Here is a 21,521-nt window from a genome sequence, read left to right on the forward strand (position 1 = left end):
GGACGGAAGCGCGCCTGATGCCCCTGTGCTATTGAAAACGGGCTTTCAGCGCGCGCCATTATCGGTAAAATCGCGCTTTTACCCACCACCCGTAGCAAGAGGGAAGCAGCATGAGCATCTATCGTCACAAGCAGGGCGCACGTCTGGCCGAGGCGGCCGTTTGCAATGGCATGATTTTCCTGGCTGGCCAGGTGCCGGAAAACACCGAGGCCGATGCCCAGGCGCAGACCGCCAATGTGCTTGCCCAGATCGACACCCTGCTGGCCGAGCTGGGTTCGGACAAGAGCAAGATTCTGGATGTGACCATTTTCCTGGCCAGCCTGGCCGATTACGACGCGATGAACGCCGCCTGGGATGCCTGGGTGCCGGCGGGCAATGTGCCGGCGCGTGCCACGGTGGAAGCCAAGCTGGCCAACCCGGCCTGGAAAGTGGAAATCAAGCTGGTGGCTGCCAGCTGATTTGCGAAACCATGGCCAAACAAAACCCGCTACGGCGGGTTTTTTCTTGTGGGCAGGTGCTTGCTCAAAAGCTGCCCTGATAAGCCAGGCTGTCTGCCGGCGGCTGACCGGCCATGAAGTCGCTGCAGGCCTGCAGCACGCAGTCGGTCAGGTCGGGGCGCTGGGCGCTGACCGGAATCACCGGCAGGCTGCGCATCCAGGTCAGCTGGCGCTTGCACAGCTGGCGGGTGGCGGCCACGCCGCGTTCGATGAATTCGGCCTCGCTGCATAGCCCGTCCAGATAGTCCCAGGCCTGGCGGTAGCCGACGCAGCGCATCGAGGGCAGGTCGGGCGTGAGTGTCGGGTAGTCCTGGCGCAGGCGGCGTACTTCGCCGAGAAAATCCTGCTGCAGCATCAGGTCGAAGCGCTGGGCAATGCGCTGGTGCAGCCAGCTGCGCTCTTCCGGCACCAGGGCCAGCGGCAGGCAGTGAAAGTCAGCCGCGGCTTCCTTGCCACGGGCAATCAGGCTGGACATGGTCTGGCCGCTGACGAGGCAGATTTCCAGTGCGCGGTGAATGCGCTGCGCGTCGTTGGGATTGAGGCGGGCGGCGGTGTCCGGGTCCAGCACGGCCAGCCGCGCGTGCATGGCGGGCCAGCCGATGGCGCTGGCTTCGGCATCCAGTTCGGCGCGCAGGGCCGGGTTTGCCTGCGGCAGCTCGGACAGGCCTTCCAGCAGCGCCTTGTAATACAGCATGGTGCCGCCCACCAGCAGCGGCATATTGCCGCGCGCGCGGATTTCCATGATCAAGCGGTTGGCATCGGCATGAAACTGGGCGGCGGAATACGTCTCCAGCGGGCTGATGATGTCGATCAGGTGGTGCGGGCAGGCGGCCATTTCCTCAGGTGTGGGTTTGGCGCTGCCGATATCCATGCCGCGATACACCAGGGCCGAATCCACGCTGATGATTTCCACCGGGAAATGGCGGGCCAGCGCCAGCGCGAGGCCGGTCTTGCCGGAAGCGGTGGGGCCCATCAACAGAATGGCGTCGGGTGTGTGTGACATGGTGTGGTCTTTGCACTGGCTGGGTCTGGGGCGGGATTGTCGCACAGCTGCATCCGCCCCGGAACCGCTTTTACGGCTGTGGCGCCAGCAGGCTGGTGGCATAGCGGTCCAGCTGTTGCAGGATGTCCTGCTGGGCCGGTGTCAGCTCGCGTGCCCGCACCGCAGCCATTTCCTGCTGGAACTGCGCCAGGCTGCGTCCACCCACGCCGTCCTGCAGCTTGTGCCGGCACCAGGCTTGCCAGCGTTGGCTTTCTTCGCCGGACAGGCTGTCAGGGAAGTTTCGTGCGCGGTAGCGTAACAGCAGCTCACCCAGCTGGGCATCTTCAAAAAAGGCCATCTCACCAGTCAGCTGCGCGGCGGATTTCAAGCGTAGCTTGTTCAACACCTTGCGGTCGTTATTGCTGACAAAGCCGCCATACAGGTTTTCGTCCACATCACGCGGCTCGCCGGCTTCGCGGCGGTAGACCTGGCGCCAGATGGGCGTGAGGTCGGGCAGGGCGGCGGCGCTGGCGGCATGCTGTTGTATCTGCACCATGTCCACGCCCCAGTGCGCTGCCCGATCTGCGCCCAGAACCTTGAGATTGGCTACCACAAAAGGCGATTTGTTGATGTGGATGGTTTTGAGCGGCAGCCGCGTGACGCCTTCCGGTAGCTCTTCCGTGCGGGTGTAGATGCGCTGGCGGATGGTGTCGGCGCTCAGGCCGCGCAGCATGGCCGGGTCGAAGGCCAGGTCCCACACGATGACTTCATTGCCATTGGTCGGGTGCTGGGCCAGCGGCCAGACGATGGCCATATTGCCGCGTTCCACACCATACATGCCGGACACATGCAGCAGCGGTTGCGGGCGATGCAGGTTCAGCTGGGCCTTGACCGCGTCTTTCTTGTGCAGGCTGAGGTAAAAATCGAAGAGCTTGGGCTGCTTTTGCTTGATCAGCCGCGCCAGCGCAATGGTGGCGCGCACATCGGACAGTGCATCGTGGGCGGCTTCGTGCAGCAGGCCGTTGGCAGCGGACAGGTGTTCCAGCTTGAAACTGGGGCGGCCGTCCTCGTGCTGTGGCCATTCGATGCCCTCCGGGCGCAGCACGTAGGTGGCGCGTACCAGGTCCAGCATGTCCCAGCGGCCGCACTGGTTCTGCCATTCGCGCGCATAGGGGTCGATCAGGTTGCGCCAGAACAGAAAGCGGCTGACCTCATCGTCAAAGCGCAGCGAGTTGTAACCCACGCCGATGGTGCCGGGCGCGGCCAGTTCGCGTTCGATCACGCCGGCGAACTCATGCTCGGCCACACCATGGGCCAGACAGTGCTGCGGGGTGATGCCGGTGAGCAGGCAGGCTTCCGGCGCCGGCAGGTAGTCGGGTGCCGGCTGGCAGTACAGCATCAGCGGTTCGCCGATTTCGTTCAGCTCGGCATCGGTGCGTATCCCGGCAAACTGCGAAGGGCGATCCTGGCGCGGCACGGCGCCAAAGGTTTCATAGTCGTGCCAGAAAAAAGTATGCATGGAGGCTGTCACTTGGTGGGTGGCCGGGCCTTGAGTGTGGCAGCGATGTGCACACGGGCCAAGGCGTGGTGGTGGGCGGCTTCAGTCGGCCTGATGAAAACAGCGGCCGCACACCGCGCGATAGCGTGCTTCGCCACCAATCTCCACTTGCGGGCCCTCGATCACCCGGCTGCCATCGGCATTGATGCGGATATGCATGGTGGCTTTCTTGCCGCAGGCGCAGATGGTCTTGATTTCTTCGATTTCCTCGGCGCGGGTCAAGAGCCAGGTGGCGCCGGGGAAGGGGTGGCCCTGGAAGTCCACGCGCAGGCCGAAGCAGATCACCGGGATATTGCGGGTGTGCGCCAGCCGGTGCAGCTGGCAGACCTGCTCCGGCGTCAGGAACTGGGCTTCATCCAGCAGGATGCAGCTGATGCCGGCCAGCTCAACAGCCAGGAAATCGGTGTCGCCGCCAAAGGTGTGCGCCTGGCGCTGGATGCCCAGCCGCGAGGAAATCATGCCCACGCCAAAGCGGTCGTCGATGGCCGCGGTATACAGCGCCACCTGCTTGCCCATGGTTTCGTAGTTATTGGCAATTTGCAGCAATTGGGTGCTCTTGCCGCTGTTCATGGCGGCGTAGCGGAAAAACAGTTTGGCCATACGTCTGTTTCGGATAAAAGAGGGTTCAGCGCCCGCGCATGAACAGATTGTCGAGGTCTTTCATGCCCAGTCGCGACCAGGTGGGGCGGCCGTGATTGCACTGGTTGGAGCGTTCGGTGTTTTCCATGTCGCGCAGCAGGGCATTCATTTCGGTCAGCGTCAGCTGGCGATTGGCGCGCACCGCACCGTGGCAGGCCATGGTGGCCAGCAGTTCGTTGCGGCGTTCGGTCAGCACCTGGCTGAGGCCGAATTCACGCACGTCTTTCAGCACGGCGCGGGCCAGCTCTACCGGATTGCCATCCTGCAGCCACACCGGAATGCCGCGCACGGCGATCTGGGTGGGGGACAGCGGGGCCAGTTCCACGCCCAGCTGTTTCAGCTGCTCGCCATGTTCGTGCACCGTGGCCACTTCCATGCGGTCGGCGGCAAAGGATACCGGCAGCAGCAAGGGCTGCATGGGAATGGTGTCGGCTTCCAGCGCGGTTTTCAGCCGTTCGTAGACAATACGCTCGTGCGCGGCATGCATGTCCACCACGATCAGCCCGTCCTCGCACTGGCTGAGGATATACACGCCGTGCAACTGGGCCAGGGCAAAGCCCAGTGGCGGAATGCCCTCGCTGGCCTGTGGCAGCGCCTGCAGCTGGGCCGGCGACAGCATGGGCGGCAGGCTGTCGAGCGCTGGCGCGCTGGCTGGCGGCGTACTGCGCTGTTCTTCTTCCCGCAGGCCGGAGAACATCTTGTCGTAGCTGCCGAGCGCCTCGCGTACCACATGCAGCGGAATGCTCTGCTGCTGATAGCTGAAGGGGCGGACCGGGGTATGGCCGCTACTGCCCGATGCGCTGCCCGGCAGGGGGGTACGCGGCGGGAATAGCGCCGCTTGTGGTTCTGCGGTATTGGCGCTGGTGTTGATGTCGCCCTGCGCCGGTACCGGGCTGCTGCTGCCGGCGGTGGTGGCGGCCAGCGCCTTGTTGATGCTGTGGAACAAAAACTGGTGGATGGCCTGGCTTTCGCGAAAGCGCACCTCGATCTTGGTCGGGTGCACATTCACATCCACCCCGGCCGGGTCCATCGACAGGAACAGCGCATACACCGGGTGGCGGTCGTGATGCAGCACATCGCGGTAAGCCTGACGCAGCGCATGCTGGGCGGTCTTGTCGCGCACGAAGCGGCCATTGACATAGAAATACTGGGCGTCGCGGCTGGCTTTGGAGTAAGTGGGCGAGCCGACAAAACCGCTCAGCGTCATGCTGCCGGCAGAGGTCTCCACCGCAATGGCTTCGCTGATGAAGTCCTTGCCCAGCAGTGCAGCCACCCGCTCGGCCAGGTCTTGCACCGGCAAGCGCCAGATCACCTTGCCATTGTGGCGCAGCAGAAACTCCACTTGCGGGTGTGCCAGCGCAATGCGTTCGAAAGTGGCTTCGCAGTGGGCGTATTCGGTGTTTTCGCTCTTGAGGAATTTGCGCCGCGCCGGGGTGTTGAAGTACAGGTCCACCACTTCCACGCTGGTGCCGGGGGCATGCGCGGCCGGTTCCACCGGATGCAGGGCGCCGTCGATGGCGATGATCTGGTGGGCGTGAGCACTGTCCGCCGGGCGGCTGGTCAGGGTGAGGCGCGAGACCGAGGCCACGCTGGCCAGCCCCTCACCGCGAAAACCCAGCGTGCCCACCTGTTCCAGATCATCCAGCGAAGCGATCTTGCTGGTGGCGTGGCGGTCCAGCGCCAGCGGCAGGTCATCGGCGGTGATGCCGCTGCCGTTGTCGGTGACGCGGATCAGCTTGATGCCACCCTGGGCCAGATCAACCGTGATCTTGCTGGCGCCGGCGTCCAGGCTGTTTTCCAGCATTTCCTTGAGGGCGGAGGCGGGGCGTTCCACCACCTCGCCAGCAGCAATCTGATTGACCAGATGGTCAGGAAGCTTGTGAATGCGTTTCATAGGCCAAGGATGATAATGCCGGACGGGCAAGAAGGGTAGGGCGATGCTCCCGCCGCCGCGGGCGGGAGCGGCAAAGGCTTACTGGCGCTGCGCCGCGCGCTTGTGCCGCCAGAACTCGATGATGGCCGGCAGGAAGGACACGAAAATGATGCCGAAGATCAGCAGTTCCAGATTCTTGCGCACGAAGGGCAGATTGCCGAAAAAATAACCGGCATAACAGAAACCCGCCACCCACAGCACGGCACCGGTCACGTTATACACGGTGAACTGGCGATAACCCATGCTGCCGATGCCGGCCACAAACGGGGCAAAGGTACGGATGATGGGCACGAAGCGGGTGAAGATGATGGTTTTGCCACCGTGCCTGTCGTAGAAGGCATGGGTCTTGGCCAGGTATTCCGGCTTGATCAGCCGCGGAAAGCGCCGCAGCAGGGCCGTGCCCAGATAGCGGCCGATGGTGTAATTGACGCTATTGCCCAGCACGGCGGCCACGGTCAGCAGCAGCACCAGCATGTGCGCATCCATCTTGCCCATGGCCGCCAGCGCACCCGCAACGAACAGCAGCGAGTCGCCCGGCAGGAAGGGCGTTACCACCAGCCCGGTTTCGCAGAAGATGATGAGAAACAGGATGGCGTAGATCCACACACCATACTGGGCGACCAGCTGGGTCAGGTGGACATCGATGTGCAGGATGAAGTCGAGCAGGAATGTGATGGCTTCCATGAGTCACCGTGGTGGTTGGCTATGGTGGATAAAAAACCGGCCGGACAAGCCGGCCAGTGTGTGCTGCATAGGGAGCTGCCCTGGTTCAGACCACGGCTTCTTCTTTTGGTTTGGTCGGCTTGATCATGTGCTCGCGGCTGACACCCAGCCACAGTGCGATCGGGCTGGCCACCAGTACCGAAGAGTAAATGCCGAAGATGATGCCGATGGTCAGCGCCATGGCAAAGCCGTGCAGCGCCGGGCCGCCGAATACCAGCATGGACACCACCATCATCTCGGTGGAGAAGTGGGTGATGATGGTACGGCTCATGGTGGCGGTAATGGCATTGTCGATGATGCTGGCGGTGCTCTTGCCACGCAGGCCCGGCTTGCGGAAGTTCTCGCGGATACGGTCGAACACCACTACCGATTCGTTCACCGAGTAGCCCAGCACCGCCAGCACGCCGGCCAGTACGGTCAGCGAGAATTCCCAGCGGAAGAAGGCAAAGCAGCCGAGGATGATCACCACGTCGTGCATGTTGGCGATGATGGCCGACACGGCGAAGCGCCATTCAAAGCGCATGGCCAGATAGGCCATGATGCCCAGGCACACCAGAATGGCGGCAGTCAGGCCGTGGCTCACCAGCTCCTCGCCCACGCTGGGGCCGACAAAATCGACCTTGCGCAGTTGCACGGTGCTGTCCTTGGCCTTGAGCAGGTTCATCACCTTTTCCGACAGCTGGGCCGAGGTGGTGCCCGGCTTGTTCGGCAGGCGAATCATCACATCGCTGCTGCTGCCCAGGCTTTGCACGGTGGCTTCGCCCAGCTTGAGGCTGTCCACGGTGTCGCGGATCAGGTTCAGGTCGGCCGACTGCTGGTACTGCACTTCCAGCACGGTACCGCCGGTGAACTCAACACTGTAGTTAAGGCCGCGGGTGGCCAGGAAGAACACGGCCAGAATGAAGGTGACCAGCGAAATCGCCGTGGTCAGCCTGCCGTAGCTCATGAACGGGATGTCCCGTTTGATGCGGAAAAGCTCCATGATCTGTCCTGTCCTTATTTCTCGGGTTTCCACACCTGGCCAATGGCCAGCGAGGTCAGTTTGCGACGGCGGCCGTACCACAGGTTCACCAGGCCGCGCGAAACCAGCACTGCCGAGAACATCGAGGTCATGATGCCGATGCAGTGCACCACGGCAAAGCCGCGCACCGGGCCGGAGCCGAAAATCAGCAGGGCCAGGCCGGCAATCAGCGTGGTGACGTTGGAGTCCAGAATCGTCGCCCAGGCATGGCCGTAACCGGCCTGGATGGCCGAGTGCGGCGGTACGCCGTTGCGCAGCTCTTCACGGATACGCTCGTTGATCAGCACGTTGGCATCAATCGCCATGCCCAGCGCCAGCGCAATGGCGGCAATGCCGGGCAGGGTGAGCGTGGCCTGCAGGATGGACAGAATGGCCAGCAGCAGGAACACGTTGACCGCCAGCGAGATGGCAGAGAACACGCCAAACACGCCGTAGTAGATCACCATGAACACCGCGATGGCAGCAAAGCCCCACAGGGTGGAGTGGAAGCCCTTCTCGATGTTTTCCTTGCCCAGGCTCGGGCCGACGGTACGCTCTTCGATGATGTTCATCGGCGCAGCCAGCGAACCGGCACGCAGCAACAGGGCGGTGTCATTGGCTTCGGCCGGGTTCATGCTGCCGGAGATCTGCACGCGGCCACCACCGATTTCCGAGCGGATGACCGGCGCAGTCACCACTTCGGCACGGCCTTTTTCCACCAGGATCATCGCCATGCGCTTGCCGATGTTTTCCGCCGTCACCTGACGGAAGATGGAAGCGCCGGTGGAGTCCAGATTGATGTGTACCGCCGGGGCGCCGTTTTCATCAAAGCCGGCTTGCGCGTCGTTGATGTTGTCGCCGGTCAGCTCCACGTCCTTCTTCACCAGGATCTTGCTGTCGCCATGCGAGGTGGCTTCGTCCAGCAGGTCGTAGCCAGCCGGAATATTGCCGGCCAGCGCATCGCTGACCTTGCCCTGGTCGTCTTCCACCATGCGCACTTCCAGCGTGGCAGTGCGGCCGATGATGTCCTTGGCGCGGGCAGTATCCTGGATACCCGGCAGTTCCACCACGATGCGGTTGGGGCCGGCCTGCTGGATGATGGGTTCGGAGGTGCCCAGCTCGTTCACCCGGTTGTGCAGGGTGGAGATGTTCTGCTTCACCGCATCGCTCTGGATCTTGGTGACTTCTTCCGGCTTCAGCGTGGCGGTCAGCTTGTAATTGGCATCGTCGCTGCTCACCACCAGGGTGGGCAGGGTGCGGCTGACCACGTTCTGCGCGGCTTTCAGGGTGTCGGCATCACGCAGCTGCACTTCCAGCACATTGCCATTGCGCTTGATGCTGCCATAGCGCACCTGCTTGTTCTTCAGCTCGCGGCGAATGTCGCCGGCATAGCGTTCCATGGTCTTGTCGATGGCAGCCTGCATGTCCACCTGCAGCAGGAAGTGCACCCCACCGCGCAAGTCCAGACCCAGGAACATGGGGTAGGCTTTCAGGTCGGCCAGCCACTGCGGCGAGGCCGGCAGCAGGTTGAGCGCAATGATGTAGCTGTCACCCAGCGCATGCTGGATGGCGTCGCGGGCCTTGATCTGGGTGTCGGCATCCTTGAAGCGGATTTTCAGGCTGCTGCCGTCCAGATAAAGACCGTCCGGGCTGATGTTCTGGGCTTTCAGAGCCTCTTCCACGCGGCCCATCAGGGCGGTGTCCACCGGAATGGACTGGCGGGTGCTGGAGACCTGTACCGCGGGAGTCTCGCCGTAGAAGTTGGGTAGCGTGTAGATCGTGGCAATGATCAGTGCTACCACAATGACGAGGTATTTCCAGAGAGGATAGCGGTTCATGAGTGATATCGGAGGTAGGAAACGAAACTGGCCGCCCGGTTTGCAGGCCGGGCGGCCGTCCTGGGGATTACAGGGACTTCAGCGTGCCCTTTTCCACCTTGCCGGTAACGGCCGGGCGCTGCACATTGATTTCCACGCCATTGGCGATTTCTACGGTCAGGAACTGTTCGCCGGTCTTGACGACGCGGCCCAGAATGCCACCCTGGGTAATGACTTCATCGCCCTTCTGGATTTCCGACAACATCTTCTGGTGCTCTTTCATTTTCTTCTGCTGCGGGCGAACCATCAGGAACCAGAACAGCACGAAAATGACGATCATCGGCAGGAAAGACATGATGTCAAAACCGCCCGGTGCGGCGCCAGCGGCGAAAGCCTTGTCAATAAAGGGCATGGATTTGCTCCCTTGTTATAGTGTTGATGGTGAAACAAACGGGCCATTGTAGCCACGCTGCGTGTCTTTTCCAACCTTCCGGCCTGAACGCAGGCTCAGACCGGCCGGCCAGCTGGCAGGTTCCCGCGCTTTACGACACGCCGCGTGCGCGCTTGTCGGCAAACTCCAGGCGGAAGTCCTCGAAGCGGTCTTCCTCGATGGCCTTGCGCATTTCACGCATCAGCTCCTGGTAGTAGTGCAGATTGTGGATGGTGTTCAGGCGCGCACCCAGGATCTCGCCCACGCGATGCAGGTGATGCAGATAGGCACGGCTGAAGTTGCGGCAGGCATAGCAGCTGCATTCTTCGTCCAGTGGCTTCTTGTCATCCTTGTAGCGCGCATTCTTGATCTTGATGTCGCCATGCTGGGTGAAAATCCAGCCATTGCGCGCATTGCGGGTGGGCATCACGCAGTCGAACATGTCGATGCCGTTGGCTACGCCGTGCACCAGGTCTTCCGGTGTGCCCACGCCCATCAGGTAGTGCGGCTTGTCGGCCGGCAGCATGCCATTCAGCTCGTTCAGCATGCGGTACATTTCCGGCTTGGGCTCACCCACCGACAGACCGCCGATGGCGTAACCGTCAAAGCCCACCTGCAACAGCCCCTCGAGGGATTCCTGGCGCAGATCGGTATACAGATTGCCCTGCACGATGCCAAACAGCGCATTGGGGTTTTTCAGGTCGTCAAAGGCGCGGCGCGAGCGTTCGGCCCAGCGCAGGCTCATCTGTAGCGACTTTTGCGCGGTGCTGTGGTCTACCTGGCCCGGCGTGCATTCATCCAGCTGCATCACGATGTCCGAATTGAGCACGGTCTGGATTTTCATCGAGATTTCCGGGCTCAGAAACAGCTTGTCGCCGTTGATCGGGCTCTGGAAAGTGCAGCCTTCCTCGGTCAGCTTGCGCATGTCGGACAGGCTGAATACCTGGAAGCCGCCGGAGTCGGTCAGGATGGGTTTGTCCCAGCCGATGAAATCATGCAGGCCGCCGAATTGTTCGATGACCTCCAGGCCGGGGCGCAGCCACAGGTGAAAGGTGTTGCCCAGAATGATCTGGGCGCCGATATCGTTGAGCTCCACCGGGCTCATGGCCTTGACCGAGCCATAGGTGCCCACCGGCTGGAAAACCGGGGTTTCCACGGTGCCGTGGTTGAGCTGCAGAGTCCCGCGGCGGGCACCGCCGGAGGTTTTGTGTACGGTAAACTTCAGCATGGAGTGTATTTGTTATGCAAAATCAGCGCGCTAGTATACAGCAAGCGGGTCGCTGCGGTGTTTTTACGAAAAATGGCCTTGCATTTTCAGGATGTGTACTTTAGTATTGCCAACTCGACGACAGGCACGTAGCTCAGCTGGTTAGAGCACCACCTTGACATGGTGGGGGTCGTTGGTTCGAGTCCAATCGTGCCTACCAATACTTAGCATGGAGTTATCCCAGGTGAAACACTGGCGAACTACCACAACCCGACATTCTCACGCTAGCTGAGCCTTGCGGGTTGTACCATGCAAAAAAAGAGCGGCTCAGGCCGCTCTTTTTTTTTACCCTTCGCAATGAAATTTCGCCCTGTTTGGAGTTGACATGCCTGACATTCGCCTGCCTGACGGCTCGGTTCGATCCTTCGACAAGCCGGTAACGGTTCATGAAGTGGCTGCGTCCATCGGTACCGGTCTGGCGCGTGCTGCGCTGGCGGGTCGCGTTGACGGCGTGCTGGTGGATACCTCGTACAGTATCGACCGCGATGCTGATCTGGCCATTGTGACCGACAAGGATGCCGATGGCCTTGGCATCATTCGTCACTCGACTGCCCACTTGCTGGCTTATGCAGTGAAAGAGCTGTTTCCGGAAGCCCAGGTCACCATCGGACCGGAAATCGAAAACGGCTTCTATTACGACTTCGCCTACAAGCGCCCGTTTACGCCGGAAGACCTGACCGCCATCGAAAAGAAGATGAGCGAACTGGCCAAGAAGGATATTCCGGTCGAGCGTTACGAGCTGCCGCGCGATGAGGCCATTGCCTACTTCAAGAGCATCGGCGAAGCCTACAAGGCCGAAATCATCGAATCCATTCCGCAAGGCGAGGTGCTGAGCCTGTATCGCGAGGGTGAATTCACCGACCTGTGTCGTGGTCCGCACGTGCCGTCCACCGGCAAGCTGAAAGTGTTCAAGCTGATGAAGGTGGCTGGTGCTTACTGGCGCGGCGACAGCAAGAACGAAATGCTGCAGCGCATTTACGGCACGGCCTGGGCCAAGAAAGAGGATCTGGAAGCCTACCTCTACATGCTGGAAGAGGCGGAAAAGCGCGACCACCGCAAGCTGGGCGTGCAGCTGGACCTGTTCCACCTGCAGGACGAGGCACCGGGCATGGTGTTCTGGCATCCCAAGGGTTGGCAGCTGTGGCAGAACGTCGAGCAATACATGCGCGGCAAGCTGGTGAAAGAGGGTTATCAGGAAGTCCGCACGCCGATGATGATGGATGTGGAGTTGTGGAAGAAGTCGGGTCACTGGCAGAACTACAAGGAAAACATGTTCATCACCGAATCGGAAAAGCGCGACTATGCCGTCAAGCCGATGAACTGTCCGGGGCATATCCAGATTTTCAACAGCGGCCTGCGTTCCTATCGTGACCTGCCGCTGCGCTATGCCGAGTTTGGCTCCTGTCACCGTAACGAGCCGGGCGGTGCGCTGCACGGCATCATGCGCGTGCGTGGCTTTGTGCAGGATGACGGTCATATTTTCTGCACCGAAGACCAGATCAACCAGGAAGCCAAGGCTTTCCATCGTCTGGTGATGGAAGTGTATGAACGCTTCGGTTTTGACAAGGTGTCGATCAAGCTGGCGCTGCGTCCGGAAAAACGCCTGGGTGCGGAAGAAACCTGGGACAAGGCCGAGCAGGGCATGCGCGAAGCGCTGCAGGCTTGTGGCGTCGCCTGGGAAGAGCTGCCGGGCGAGGGGGCTTTTTATGGTCCCAAGATCGAATACCACGTCAAGGATGCGCTGGGTCGCTCCTGGCAGTGTGGTACCCTGCAGCTCGACTTCATGCTGCCGGAAAGTCTGGGTGCCGAATACGTGGCCGATGACAACAGCCGCAAGCGTCCGGTGATGCTGCACCGCGCAGCGCTGGGTTCGCTGGAGCGCTTCCTGGGCATTCTGATTGAAAACCATGCCGGGGCCTTCCCGCTGTGGCTGGCGCCGGTGCAGATGGTGGTGATGAATATCACCGAAGCACAGGCCGATTATGCTGCGGAAATTGCAGGAGCTTTGCAGAAACAAGGCTTCCGCGTTGATCTTGACTTGAGAAACGAGAAGATCGGCTATAAAATCCGCGAGCATAGCCTGCAAAAGCTGCCGTACCAGATTATCGTGGGCGACAAGGAAAAAGCAGGTGAACTGGTTGCCGTGCGCGCCCGGGGTGAAGATCTCGGTCAGCTCACGCTGGATGCATTCATTGCCCGCCTCAAGGCTGAGATGCCCGAGGCCTGATCCGGCAACGGCAGGCATTTGATAGATTAATAGGAGATTTGGCTATAGCTCAGGAACGCGAAGCACGGATCAACGGCGAGATTACCGCTCGCGAGATTCGTCTGGTAGGCATGGAAGGTGAGCAGATCGGTGTTGTCGGTCTGCGTGAGGCAATGGCTCTGGCCGAGGAAAATGATGTGGATCTGGTGGAAATTTCGCCGACCGCACAACCCCCGGTGTGCAAGCTGATGGACTACGGCAAGTTCAAGTACGAACAGTCGAAGAAACGTCACGAAGCCAAGCAGAAGCAGAAGCAGGTCCAGATCAAGGAAATCAAGTTCCGTCCGGGCACTGACGATGGCGATTACAACGTGAAACTGCGTAATCTGGCCCGCTTCCTCAATGATGGCGACAAGGCCAAGATCACCCTGCGTTTCCGTGGTCGTGAAATGGCTCACCAGGACATCGGCCTGGCCCTGCTCAAGCGTGTCGAGGCCGATCTGGCTGAAATTGCGACAGTCGAGCAGTTCCCCAAGCTGGAAGGTCGCCAAATGGTGATGATGATTGCCCCGAAAAAGAAATAATCGGGTATAATCGTTTCCTCAATACGGCAGGGTCATCCCTGCCGTGTTGATTTTGTGGGGTGGCAACACCCCGCGCAAAAGCGTGACGCAGTGGTATCAAGCGCCTTCGGGCCACCCTGTGTCTAATCTAACTCAGAAATTCTGCAGGAGTTTTCCATGCCGAAAATGAAGACCAAGTCGAGCGCGAAAAAGCGTCTCAACGTGCTGGGCAATGGCGGTGTAAAGCGCTCTTATGCGTTCAAGCGTCACATCCTGACCAAGAAAACCACCAAGAACAAGCGCCAGTTGCGCGGTACCACCATGGTACACGCCACCAACATGGCTTCTGTTCGCGCCATGATGCCCTACGCATAAGGAGACTGAATAATGCCACGCGTTAAACGCGGTGTAACCGCACGTGCTCGTCACAAGAAAATCCTTGCCCTGGCGAAAGGCTATCGCGGCCGTCGCAAGAACGTCTATCGCATCGCCAAACAGGCGGTGATGAAAGCCGGTCAATATGCCTACCGCGACCGTCGTCAGAAAAAGCGTCAGTTCCGCCAGCTGTGGATTGCCCGTATCAACGCCGCTGCGCGTGAAAACGGTCTGCCGTACAGCAAGTTCATGAACGGCCTGAAAAAAGCTGCCATCGAAATCGACCGTAAGGTCCTGGCCGACCTGGCCGTGTTCGACAAGCCGGCTTTTGCTCAGATCGTTGAAAAGGCGAAAGCTAGCCTCGCTTGATAGCAAGACTGTAAAAGGGGAGGCTGATGCCTCCCTTTTTTTTCATTTGCCTGTGGTAGTGAAGTAGCAAGAGCGCTGACCAGACTGCCATGAGTGTGGTCAGCCTTTTTGTTTCGACCAGCCGGTCGATGCAGGATGCCGATGTTGTGATGCAGCGGCCGTCGCATCGCCTGCCGGGTGGCCGGAAAGACGCATACGGTGTGAGACCCAATGACTAACGTTGACGCGATTCTCCAAGCTGGTCTGGCTGCCATCGAGGCCGCCGCCGACCTGATCGAACTGGAGCAGGTCAAGGCGCGCTATCTCGGCAAGAGTGGCGAGCTGACCGAACTCCTCAAGCAACTGGGCAAGCTCCCGCCGGAGGAGCGCAAGGCTGCCGGTGCCACCATCAATGTGGCCAAGCAGGCTTTTGAAACCGCCCATAACGCCCGCCGTGACCTGATCAATGCCCAGAAGCTGGAAGCCCAGCTGGCAGCCGAGTCGCTGGATGTCACCCTGCCGGGTCGTGGCCTGTCCACCGGCGGCCTGCATCCGGTGGCGCTGACGCTGGAGCGCATTGCCACCCTGTTCCGCTCCATGGGTTTCCAGGTGGCGGATGGTCCGGAAATCGAAACCGATTTCCACAATTTCCAGGCGCTCAATATCCCGGAAAATCACCCGGCGCGTGCCATGGCCGACACCTTCTATGTAGAAGGTGGCGATGTGCTGCGTACCCATACCAGCCCGATCCAGGTGCGCTACATGTTGAACAACGAGCCGCCGATCAAGATCGTGGCACCGGGTCGCGTGTACCGTGTGGATTCTGATGCTACCCACTCGCCGATGTTCCACCAGATGGAAGGCCTGTGGGTGGAAGAGGGCGTGTCCTTTGCCGACCTCAAGGCCGTGGTGACCGACTTCCTGCGCCGCTTCTTCGAGCGCGATGACCTGCAAGTGCGTTTCCGTCCGTCCTTCTTCCCCTTCACCGAGCCATCTGCCGAAATCGACGTACTGGGCGAGCGTGGCTGGCTGGAAGTGGGTGGCTGCGGCATGGTGCACCCGAATGTGCTGCGCAACGTGAATATCGATCCGGAAAAGTACAGCGGCTTTGCCTTCGGCATCGGTCTGGACCGTTTCGCCATGCTGCGCTATGGCGTGAATGACCTGCGACTGTTCTTCGAGAACGATCTCAATTTCCTCAAACAGTTCAATTGATCGCAGGCAGGGGATAAACAATGCAATTTTCCGAACAGTGGCTGAGAAGCTGGGTTAATCCTTCCCTTTCCAGCGAGGAATTGTCCAATCTGCTGACCATGGCAGGTCTGGAAGTGGAAGAAACCACCGCGGCGGCGCCGGCCTTTACTGGCGTGGTGATTGGCGAAGTCAAGGAATGCGTCAAGCACGAAAACGCCGACCGCCTGCGCGTCACCAAGGTGGATGTCGGTACTGGCGAACTGGTGCAGATCGTCTGCGGTGCACCGAACGTGGCTGTGGGCGTGCGCGTGCCGTGCGCGCTGCCGGGCGCGGTATTGCCGGGTGATTTCAAGATCAAGCCCACCAAGATGCGTGGTGTGGAATCAGGCGGCATGCTGTGCTCCGGCAAGGAGCTGGGCGTGCCGGAAGATGTCGACGGCCTGATGCTGCTGCCGGCTGATGCGCCGGTTGGCCAGAACATCCGCGACTATCTGGGCCTGGATGATCAGCTGTTTACGCTGAAAATCACCCCCAATCGTGCCGACTGCCTGTCGATCAAGGGCATTGCCCGCGAAGTGGCGGCACTGACCGGTGCTGCGCTGCAGCCGCAAGCCATTACCGCCGTCGCCCCGCAAATCGACGATGTGGTGCCGGTAGCCATCGCTGCCCCGCAAGCCTGCGGTCGCTATATCGGCCGTGTCATCCGCAATGTCAATGCCGCTGCGCCGACCCCGGACTGGATGAAACGTCGTCTGGAGCGTTCCGGTCTGCGCTCCATCTCGGCCATCGTTGATGTCACCAATTATGTGCTGCTGGAGCAAGGGCAGCCGATGCACGCCTTTGATCTGGCCAAGCTGGATGGCGGCATCACCGTGCGCATGGCCAAGGCAGGCGAGCAGCTGCTGTGCCTGAATGAAAAAACCGTCACCCTCAGCGACGAGCATCTGGTGATCGCCGATGATGCCAAGGTGCTGGCCATCGCCGGCATCATGGGCGGTGAAGAAAGCGGTGTCACAACCGCCAGCACCGACATCATGCTGGAAAGCGCCTTTTTCGCACCGGCAGCGATTGCCGGCAAGGCCCGTGCCTGGGGTTTCGGCTCTGACTCTTCCTTCCGCTTTGAGCGCGGGGTGGATTTCCAGCTGCAAAGCGAAGCCATGGAGCGTGCTACCGAGCTGGTGCTGTCCATCTGTGGTGGCGAAGCCGGCCCGCTGAACGAAAAAGTGGCCGAACTGCCGGCGCGCGGTGGTGTCAAGCTGCGTACCGCCCGTGTGGCGCGCCTGTTGGGTATCAGCCTGACTGCCGAACAGATTGCCACCATTCTGGCTCGCCTGGGCTTGTCCTTCGATACGCTGGAAGACGGCTTCCTGGTACATGCACCGTCCTTCCGCTACGACATCGAAATCGAAGAAGACCTGATCGAGGAAGTAGCCCGCGTACATGGTTACGATGCCATCCCTTACGCTGCCCCGGCTGCCCGCCTGCGCATGCTGGCACTGCCGGAAGAGCGTCGCCCGCGTGAAGACATCCGCCATTTCCTGGCAGGCCGCGACTATCAGGAAGTGGTCAGTTACGCCTTTGTCGAAGAAGCCTGGGAACGTGATTTCGCCGGCAATACCGACCCGGTACGCCTGATCAACCCGATTGCCTCGCAAATGAGTGTGATGCGTTCGTCGCTGATCGGTGGGCTGGTGAACGTGCTGCAAGGCAACCTCAACCGCAAGCAGCCGCGCGTGCGTGTATTCGAAGTAGCCCGCGTGTTTGGCAAGAACGCTGCCGGTGTGGCCGATGAAAGCACCCAGCCGGAAAAAGTGGCTGGTCTCGCCTGGGGTCCGCGTGTCGCCGAGCAGTGGGGTGCCAAGGCCGAGCGCATCGATTTTTACGATGTGAAAGCCGATGTGGAAGCCCTGTTGCTGCCGGCACAAGCCAGCTTTGCCAAGGCGGCACACCCGGCCTTCCATCCAGGCCGTTGCGCCGAGATCAGCCTGAACGGCAAGGTGATTGGCGTGATGGGTGAGCTGCACCCCAAGTGGGCGCAGCAGTATGGCCTGCCAACGCCGCCGGTGCTGTTTGAACTGGACTTGGCTGCTGTTGAACAACGCGCTGCCATCAAGGCCCAGCCGGTCAGCAAATTGCAGCCGGTACGCCGTGATCTGGCGCTGGTGGTTGACGAGCAGGTAACGGTTGCTGCTATGCTGGATGCCTTCAGCAGCAAGGCAACGTCCTTGGTCAAGGAAGTGGCCTTGTTCGACGTGTATCGTGGCAAGGGTGTGGAAGAGGGCAAGAAGAGCCTGGCCTTCCGCGTGGTGCTGCAGGATGAGGCGCGCACTCTGACCGATGAAGATGTCGAGCCAGTGATTCAGGCCTTGCTGGATGGCGTTGCTGCCGCCCATGCCGCACAATTGCGTCTGTAAGACTTTTGCCGGAGGGCGTGGCTGCAGGCCCGTCCTCCATGTTTCAGTTCAAGAAGTTAAGGGGTAGTCATGACTTTGACCAAAGCTGAGTTGGCCGACCTGCTGTTTGACCAGGTTGGTCTGAACAAGCGTGAAGCCAAGGACATGGTTGAAACGTTTTTCGAGGAAATCCGTATCGCGCTGGAGGCTGGTGATTCGGTAAAACTGTCCGGTTTCGGCAATTTCCAGCTGCGTGACAAACCGCAACGTCCGGGTCGCAATCCCAAGACCGGGGAAGAAATCCCCATCACGGCACGCCGGGTGGTCACCTTCCATGCCAGTCAGAAACTCAAAGGAATGGTTGAGCAATACCATGCTAACAAGCAAGGCTGATCTGCCGGCAATCCCGTCCAAGCGCTACTTCACCATTAGCGAAGTCAGCGAGCTGACCGGGGTCAAGCCGCACGTGCTGCGATACTGGGAGCAGGAATTCTCCCAGTTGCGCCTGGTCAAGCGCCGTGGCAATCGTCGCTACTACCAGCACCACGAAGTGCTGCTGGTGCGGCGCATTCGTGGTTTGCTGTATGACGACGGTTTCACCATTCATGGTGCGCGTCAGCGCCTTGGTGCCGGCGGTGAGATGGAGCGCCCGATTACTGCGCAGGAAGTTCGCGCAGAATTGGAAACGATTCTGGCCTGGCTGGATTCAGGTATTGGCAAATCGTAAATAAACAGTTACAATGCGTTTCTCTTGAGTCGGGGTGTAGCGCAGCCTGGTAGCGCACCTGCATGGGGTGCAGGGGGTCGGAAGTTCGAATCTTCTCACCCCGACCACAAGACCACAGCAATACCAACATTAAGCCATCCTGCGGGGTGGCTTTTTTGTTTTTTATCCATTCATTGACAGATGCCGCAGGGGTTTTATTCCTGGCATCTGCAGCTCAGTTGCTCTGTCCTTTTATTCTCTCCTCGCTTGTTTGTCTCTATCAAATTCATTTCGCCGGGTGGCTGGGGCAATCGCTGGCGTCACTGACTCGGCACATTAGCCGCAGTGCTGGCTTTGCCGATTCTTATTCCGCGCTCGGCAAAAAAAGCCTGTAAGCCAGGATCTGCATCAGTTTTGGCTAAAGTGCAAAAACCATACAGTTATTATTGTTTTTTGTTCTGAATCAGTGCCTCTTTACATTTGCTCTGGTTTAATCAGCTTATTATTCGCCATCATCCGATTGCAATAGGGCTCGATCTCTTGTACGCCAGAAAGTCTGCCGGATGAGCGGGCGATACTCTTCTGATTGCAGCATGACTTTTTCCTGATAAAAACCAAATAAAACAAAAAGATATGAGAAATAATCAACCCGTTAACCAGCAGGAAACCATCGTTCCGGATGGCGTGTTCATTTATTCGCGTACTGATACCCAGGGCAATATCGTCGAGGCTAATAAAGCCTTTGCCCAGATCAGTGGCTTTGAGCAGGAGGAAATGATTGGCCAGCCGCATAATTTGATCCGGCACCCGGACATGCCGGTCGAGGCATTTGCCGATATGTGGCGCAATCTGAAGGAGGGGCGGCCATGGCGTGGGCTGGTGAAAAACCGGCGCAAGGATGGCGGTTTTTATTGGGTAAGGGCCAATGCCTCGCCGGTGCGTGAGCATGGGCAGATCGTCGGCTACCAGTCGGTACGGACGCCTCCCGGTCGCGATGAAGTGGCTGCCGCCGAACTGCTATACCGCCGCATCCGCCAGGGCGACCGTTCCCTGGCTATCGAAAATGGCCGTGTGGTAAAAAAACGCTCGCAACTGCTGCAAGCGTTGAGCGGTTTTGTTTTCCAGCTTTACGCGGTGCAGGTGCTGGCCGCATTCGCCTTGTTGCTGGGCCTGGTGGCCAGCAGCCAGAGCAGCTTCATGCCCTGGTTTCAGGGGGCCGCGGTGCTGGCCTTGCTGTCCTGCGTGTTGGCTGTGGTGTTCATCCTGCCGGGTGTGGTCGGTAGGCTGGGCCGCATCCACCAGTTTTTGCTGGACTTGCTCAAGACAGGCAATCTGCGTGCCAATCTGCAACCCACGCACAATGATTTGATCAGCAAGATTGCGGCGGCGCTGGACAATCAGACTGCGGCGGTCAGCGCCACCATCCAGGTGATGATGAATTCGGCCAATAATGTGCAGGATACCTCGGGCAATCTCAACCAAAGCGTGGTGTCGCTGGTTTCCTCCGCATCATTGCAAACCGAAAAGACTACGGCTTCGGCGGCTACTATCGAGCAGCTGGCGGCATCGATAGGCTTGATCGCTCAGCACGCGCATGACACCGAAACCGTGACGCGGGATGTCGGCAGCAAGGCCGGCGAGGCGGCACGCTTGTCGGAGCGGGCCAGTGAGACCATACGCGAGCTGGCGGCTACGGTTGCCAGCTCGGCGGAAACCGTGGAGAAGCTGGGGCAGCGTACCGAAGACATCGGCAAGGTGGCCAGTGTGATCAAGGATATTGCCGATCAGACCAATCTGCTGGCACTCAATGCCGCGATCGAGGCCGCCCGCGCCGGTGAAACCGGGCGTGGCTTTGCCGTGGTGGCCGATGAAGTACGCAAGCTGGCGGAGCGCACGGCCAATGCCACTCAGGAAATCGACAAGATGATTTCGCGCATCCAGGCCGATACCGTAGGCTCGGTCAGCGGCATGCGCCAGAGTGCGGCGCAAGTCGGGACCAGTGTCGAGCTGGTGCATCAGGCGCATGCGGTGCTGGACGAAATCAGCGTGCAAATGGACAGGGCAGTCAGCATGGTGGCGGAAATCAGTCACTCTGCCGATGAACAGAAAACGGGCATGGACCTGATGGGCCAGGGACTGGAGTCGGTGGCCGCGCTGACTGGCAAAAACCTGGAAGTGGCACATGCCACCGAAGCGGCATCGACCCGTTTGCAGCTTAATGTGGAGCGCATGGGCAAGGCGGTGGCACAGTATCAGGTCTGATCGTGCCGGGTGCATGAGCAAGGCCCCGTCGCATGCGGATGCGACGGGGCCTTGTCATTTACCACGAGCCCAGGCTGAGTGGAGGCGGTTTAATGCGCCGGCTCAGAGCACGCTCTTGATCTTTTGCCACATGGTTTTTTCTTTGTGCACCTTGCAGTATTCATCAATCTCCGGGCGAACTTTTTCGACATCAGCAATGATTTCGGTGGCGCTTACCTTGCCACTTTTGTGCTTGCTGATTTCGTAGCCAAGGATGATGGGCTTGTCTGTTTCCTTGAGAATGAGATAGTCGTTACACGTGATGGCGTATTTGGCACTCGATTTGTTGCCGGAAGCATTCTGTTTGCCAGTGTTGCTGCTGGCAGCAGCGGCAAAGGCAGAGCTGCCGAGCAATGTGATCAGGACCATGATTTTCAGTTTTGCAGACATGCTTGGATTCCTTTGTGAAGGTAATTGCCGAAACAAAACGCAAGTGCTTCGGGTGTTGCCATCCTCCGATTCTGCATTTTTTTGGTCAAGGCAAGCTGCTGTCGATATTTCCGTTCGGTTTTATGAATTTTCTCTATAGGCAGGGATTATTCAGCGCTTAATAAGACGAAATATCTATGTGTCTGAATTTATTATCATT

Annotated in this window: 20 protein-coding genes and 2 tRNA genes; 12 read left to right on the forward strand and 10 right to left on the reverse strand. The window is 59.7% G+C overall.

Annotated features, from left to right (window positions below):
- Positions 1 to 110 precede the first annotated feature (110 nt).
- Positions 111 to 458 carry a RidA family protein gene (locus tag DFR38_RS12880; protein WP_059286794.1) on the forward strand — a complete coding sequence of 116 codons (348 nt, stop codon included), beginning with the start codon at positions 111 to 113 and terminating at the stop codon, positions 456 to 458.
- 64 nt (positions 459 to 522) lie between these two features.
- Here the strand turns inward: DFR38_RS12880 and miaA are convergent, their stop codons facing one another.
- From miaA to tgt, 9 genes are all read right to left on the reverse strand, one after another.
- Positions 523 to 1,500 (reverse strand): tRNA (adenosine(37)-N6)-dimethylallyltransferase MiaA, encoded by a 978-nt coding sequence (gene miaA / locus DFR38_RS12885; protein ID WP_110313500.1) that lies wholly within the window; start codon positions 1,498 to 1,500, stop codon positions 523 to 525.
- A 70-nt stretch (positions 1,501 to 1,570) separates the two neighbouring features.
- Complete coding sequence (sbcB, locus tag DFR38_RS12890; protein ID WP_110313501.1) at positions 1,571 to 2,998, reverse strand: exodeoxyribonuclease I; 1,428 nt, start codon at positions 2,996 to 2,998, stop codon at positions 1,571 to 1,573.
- A gap of 81 nt (positions 2,999 to 3,079) precedes the next feature.
- The gene (locus DFR38_RS12895) at positions 3,080 to 3,637 is read right to left on the reverse strand and encodes a thymidine kinase (protein ID WP_059285966.1); all 558 of its coding nucleotides are present in this window, start codon (positions 3,635 to 3,637) and stop codon (positions 3,080 to 3,082) included.
- Between the two features lie 25 nt (positions 3,638 to 3,662).
- Positions 3,663 to 5,570, reverse strand: a complete 1,908-nt coding sequence (gene mutL / locus DFR38_RS12900; RefSeq protein ID WP_059285965.1) for a DNA mismatch repair endonuclease MutL — start codon at positions 5,568 to 5,570, stop codon at positions 3,663 to 3,665.
- A 78-nt stretch (positions 5,571 to 5,648) separates the two neighbouring features.
- Positions 5,649 to 6,293, reverse strand: coding sequence for a DedA family protein (locus DFR38_RS12905; protein WP_059285964.1), 645 nt, complete (start codon positions 6,291 to 6,293; stop codon positions 5,649 to 5,651).
- Between the two features lie 85 nt (positions 6,294 to 6,378).
- A complete protein-coding gene (gene secF, locus DFR38_RS12910) occupies positions 6,379 to 7,314 on the reverse strand; it encodes a protein translocase subunit SecF (RefSeq protein WP_059285963.1) in 936 nt (311 codons plus the stop codon).
- A 14-nt stretch (positions 7,315 to 7,328) separates the two neighbouring features.
- Entirely contained in the window at positions 7,329 to 9,170 is a 1,842-nt protein-coding gene (gene secD, locus DFR38_RS12915; RefSeq protein WP_059285962.1) for a protein translocase subunit SecD, read from the reverse strand.
- A gap of 67 nt (positions 9,171 to 9,237) precedes the next feature.
- Positions 9,238 to 9,561 carry a preprotein translocase subunit YajC gene (yajC, locus tag DFR38_RS12920; RefSeq protein ID WP_059285961.1) on the reverse strand — a complete coding sequence of 108 codons (324 nt, stop codon included), beginning with the start codon at positions 9,559 to 9,561 and terminating at the stop codon, positions 9,238 to 9,240.
- A 130-nt stretch (positions 9,562 to 9,691) separates the two neighbouring features.
- Positions 9,692 to 10,807: a tRNA guanosine(34) transglycosylase Tgt gene (gene tgt, locus DFR38_RS12925; protein WP_059285960.1), complete on the reverse strand. Its 1,116-nt coding sequence runs from the start codon at positions 10,805 to 10,807 to the stop codon at positions 9,692 to 9,694.
- Positions 10,808 to 10,929: 122 nt separating this feature from the next.
- Between tgt and DFR38_RS12930 the strand changes: the two genes are divergently transcribed.
- From DFR38_RS12930 to DFR38_RS12980, 11 genes are all read left to right on the forward strand, one after another.
- A tRNA-Val gene (locus tag DFR38_RS12930) sits at positions 10,930 to 11,006 on the forward strand.
- Between the two features lie 165 nt (positions 11,007 to 11,171).
- Entirely contained in the window at positions 11,172 to 13,073 is a 1,902-nt protein-coding gene (gene thrS, locus DFR38_RS12935; RefSeq protein ID WP_059285959.1) for a threonine--tRNA ligase, read from the forward strand.
- A 38-nt stretch (positions 13,074 to 13,111) separates the two neighbouring features.
- The gene (gene infC / locus DFR38_RS12940) at positions 13,112 to 13,636 is read left to right on the forward strand and encodes a translation initiation factor IF-3 (RefSeq protein WP_082693440.1); all 525 of its coding nucleotides are present in this window, start codon (positions 13,112 to 13,114) and stop codon (positions 13,634 to 13,636) included.
- Positions 13,637 to 13,792: 156 nt separating this feature from the next.
- Positions 13,793 to 13,990 (forward strand): 50S ribosomal protein L35, encoded by a 198-nt coding sequence (gene rpmI, locus DFR38_RS12945; protein WP_045845173.1) that lies wholly within the window; start codon positions 13,793 to 13,795, stop codon positions 13,988 to 13,990.
- A 12-nt stretch (positions 13,991 to 14,002) separates the two neighbouring features.
- The gene (rplT, locus tag DFR38_RS12950) at positions 14,003 to 14,359 is read left to right on the forward strand and encodes a 50S ribosomal protein L20 (protein ID WP_059285958.1); all 357 of its coding nucleotides are present in this window, start codon (positions 14,003 to 14,005) and stop codon (positions 14,357 to 14,359) included.
- A gap of 210 nt (positions 14,360 to 14,569) precedes the next feature.
- On the forward strand, positions 14,570 to 15,553 hold the full coding sequence (pheS, locus tag DFR38_RS12955; RefSeq protein WP_059285957.1) for a phenylalanine--tRNA ligase subunit alpha: 984 nt from the start codon (positions 14,570 to 14,572) through the stop codon (positions 15,551 to 15,553).
- A gap of 20 nt (positions 15,554 to 15,573) precedes the next feature.
- Positions 15,574 to 17,946, forward strand: a complete 2,373-nt coding sequence (pheT, locus tag DFR38_RS12960) for a phenylalanine--tRNA ligase subunit beta (protein ID WP_059285956.1) — start codon at positions 15,574 to 15,576, stop codon at positions 17,944 to 17,946.
- Between the two features lie 69 nt (positions 17,947 to 18,015).
- Positions 18,016 to 18,318: an integration host factor subunit alpha gene (locus DFR38_RS12965; RefSeq protein ID WP_045845169.1), complete on the forward strand. Its 303-nt coding sequence runs from the start codon at positions 18,016 to 18,018 to the stop codon at positions 18,316 to 18,318.
- Positions 18,299 to 18,652 carry a MerR family transcriptional regulator gene (locus tag DFR38_RS12970; protein WP_059285955.1) on the forward strand — a complete coding sequence of 118 codons (354 nt, stop codon included), beginning with the start codon at positions 18,299 to 18,301 and terminating at the stop codon, positions 18,650 to 18,652. Before DFR38_RS12965 ends, DFR38_RS12970 begins: the two co-directional genes overlap by 20 nt.
- 30 nt (positions 18,653 to 18,682) lie before the next feature.
- A tRNA-Pro gene (locus tag DFR38_RS12975) sits at positions 18,683 to 18,759 on the forward strand.
- A 505-nt stretch (positions 18,760 to 19,264) separates the two neighbouring features.
- Positions 19,265 to 20,893, forward strand: coding sequence for a methyl-accepting chemotaxis protein (locus DFR38_RS12980; RefSeq protein ID WP_110313502.1), 1,629 nt, complete (start codon positions 19,265 to 19,267; stop codon positions 20,891 to 20,893).
- 102 nt (positions 20,894 to 20,995) lie between these two features.
- Here the strand turns inward: DFR38_RS12980 and DFR38_RS12985 are convergent, their stop codons facing one another.
- The gene (locus tag DFR38_RS12985) at positions 20,996 to 21,322 is read right to left on the reverse strand and encodes an HdeA/HdeB family chaperone (RefSeq protein ID WP_059285952.1); all 327 of its coding nucleotides are present in this window, start codon (positions 21,320 to 21,322) and stop codon (positions 20,996 to 20,998) included.
- Positions 21,323 to 21,521 lie beyond the last annotated feature (199 nt).

The sequence above is a fragment of the Aquitalea magnusonii genome (assembly GCF_003202035.1).
Classification (GTDB): domain Bacteria; phylum Pseudomonadota; class Gammaproteobacteria; order Burkholderiales; family Chromobacteriaceae; genus Aquitalea; species Aquitalea magnusonii.

Coding starts and splice junctions, on each gene's coding strand:
- pheS (WP_059285957.1), top strand. CDS start 14,570: ATGACTAACGTTGACGCGATTCTCCAAGCTGGTCTGGCTGCCATCGAG.
- sbcB (WP_110313501.1), bottom strand. CDS start 2,998: ATGCATACTTTTTTCTGGCACGACTATGAAACCTTTGGCGCCGTGCCG.
- thrS (WP_059285959.1), top strand. CDS start 11,172: ATGCCTGACATTCGCCTGCCTGACGGCTCGGTTCGATCCTTCGACAAG.
- secD (WP_059285962.1), bottom strand. CDS start 9,170: ATGAACCGCTATCCTCTCTGGAAATACCTCGTCATTGTGGTAGCACTG.
- DFR38_RS12895 (WP_059285966.1), bottom strand. CDS start 3,637: ATGGCCAAACTGTTTTTCCGCTACGCCGCCATGAACAGCGGCAAGAGC.
- pheT (WP_059285956.1), top strand. CDS start 15,574: ATGCAATTTTCCGAACAGTGGCTGAGAAGCTGGGTTAATCCTTCCCTT.
- secF (WP_059285963.1), bottom strand. CDS start 7,314: ATGGAGCTTTTCCGCATCAAACGGGACATCCCGTTCATGAGCTACGGC.
- DFR38_RS12985 (WP_059285952.1), bottom strand. CDS start 21,322: ATGTCTGCAAAACTGAAAATCATGGTCCTGATCACATTGCTCGGCAGC.
- DFR38_RS12880 (WP_059286794.1), top strand. CDS start 111: ATGAGCATCTATCGTCACAAGCAGGGCGCACGTCTGGCCGAGGCGGCC.
- DFR38_RS12970 (WP_059285955.1), top strand. CDS start 18,299: ATGCTAACAAGCAAGGCTGATCTGCCGGCAATCCCGTCCAAGCGCTAC.
- rpmI (WP_045845173.1), top strand. CDS start 13,793: ATGCCGAAAATGAAGACCAAGTCGAGCGCGAAAAAGCGTCTCAACGTG.
- miaA (WP_110313500.1), bottom strand. CDS start 1,500: ATGTCACACACACCCGACGCCATTCTGTTGATGGGCCCCACCGCTTCC.
- DFR38_RS12965 (WP_045845169.1), top strand. CDS start 18,016: ATGACTTTGACCAAAGCTGAGTTGGCCGACCTGCTGTTTGACCAGGTT.
- DFR38_RS12905 (WP_059285964.1), bottom strand. CDS start 6,293: ATGGAAGCCATCACATTCCTGCTCGACTTCATCCTGCACATCGATGTC.
- mutL (WP_059285965.1), bottom strand. CDS start 5,570: ATGAAACGCATTCACAAGCTTCCTGACCATCTGGTCAATCAGATTGCT.
- tgt (WP_059285960.1), bottom strand. CDS start 10,807: ATGCTGAAGTTTACCGTACACAAAACCTCCGGCGGTGCCCGCCGCGGG.
- yajC (WP_059285961.1), bottom strand. CDS start 9,561: ATGCCCTTTATTGACAAGGCTTTCGCCGCTGGCGCCGCACCGGGCGGT.
- DFR38_RS12980 (WP_110313502.1), top strand. CDS start 19,265: ATGAGAAATAATCAACCCGTTAACCAGCAGGAAACCATCGTTCCGGAT.
- rplT (WP_059285958.1), top strand. CDS start 14,003: ATGCCACGCGTTAAACGCGGTGTAACCGCACGTGCTCGTCACAAGAAA.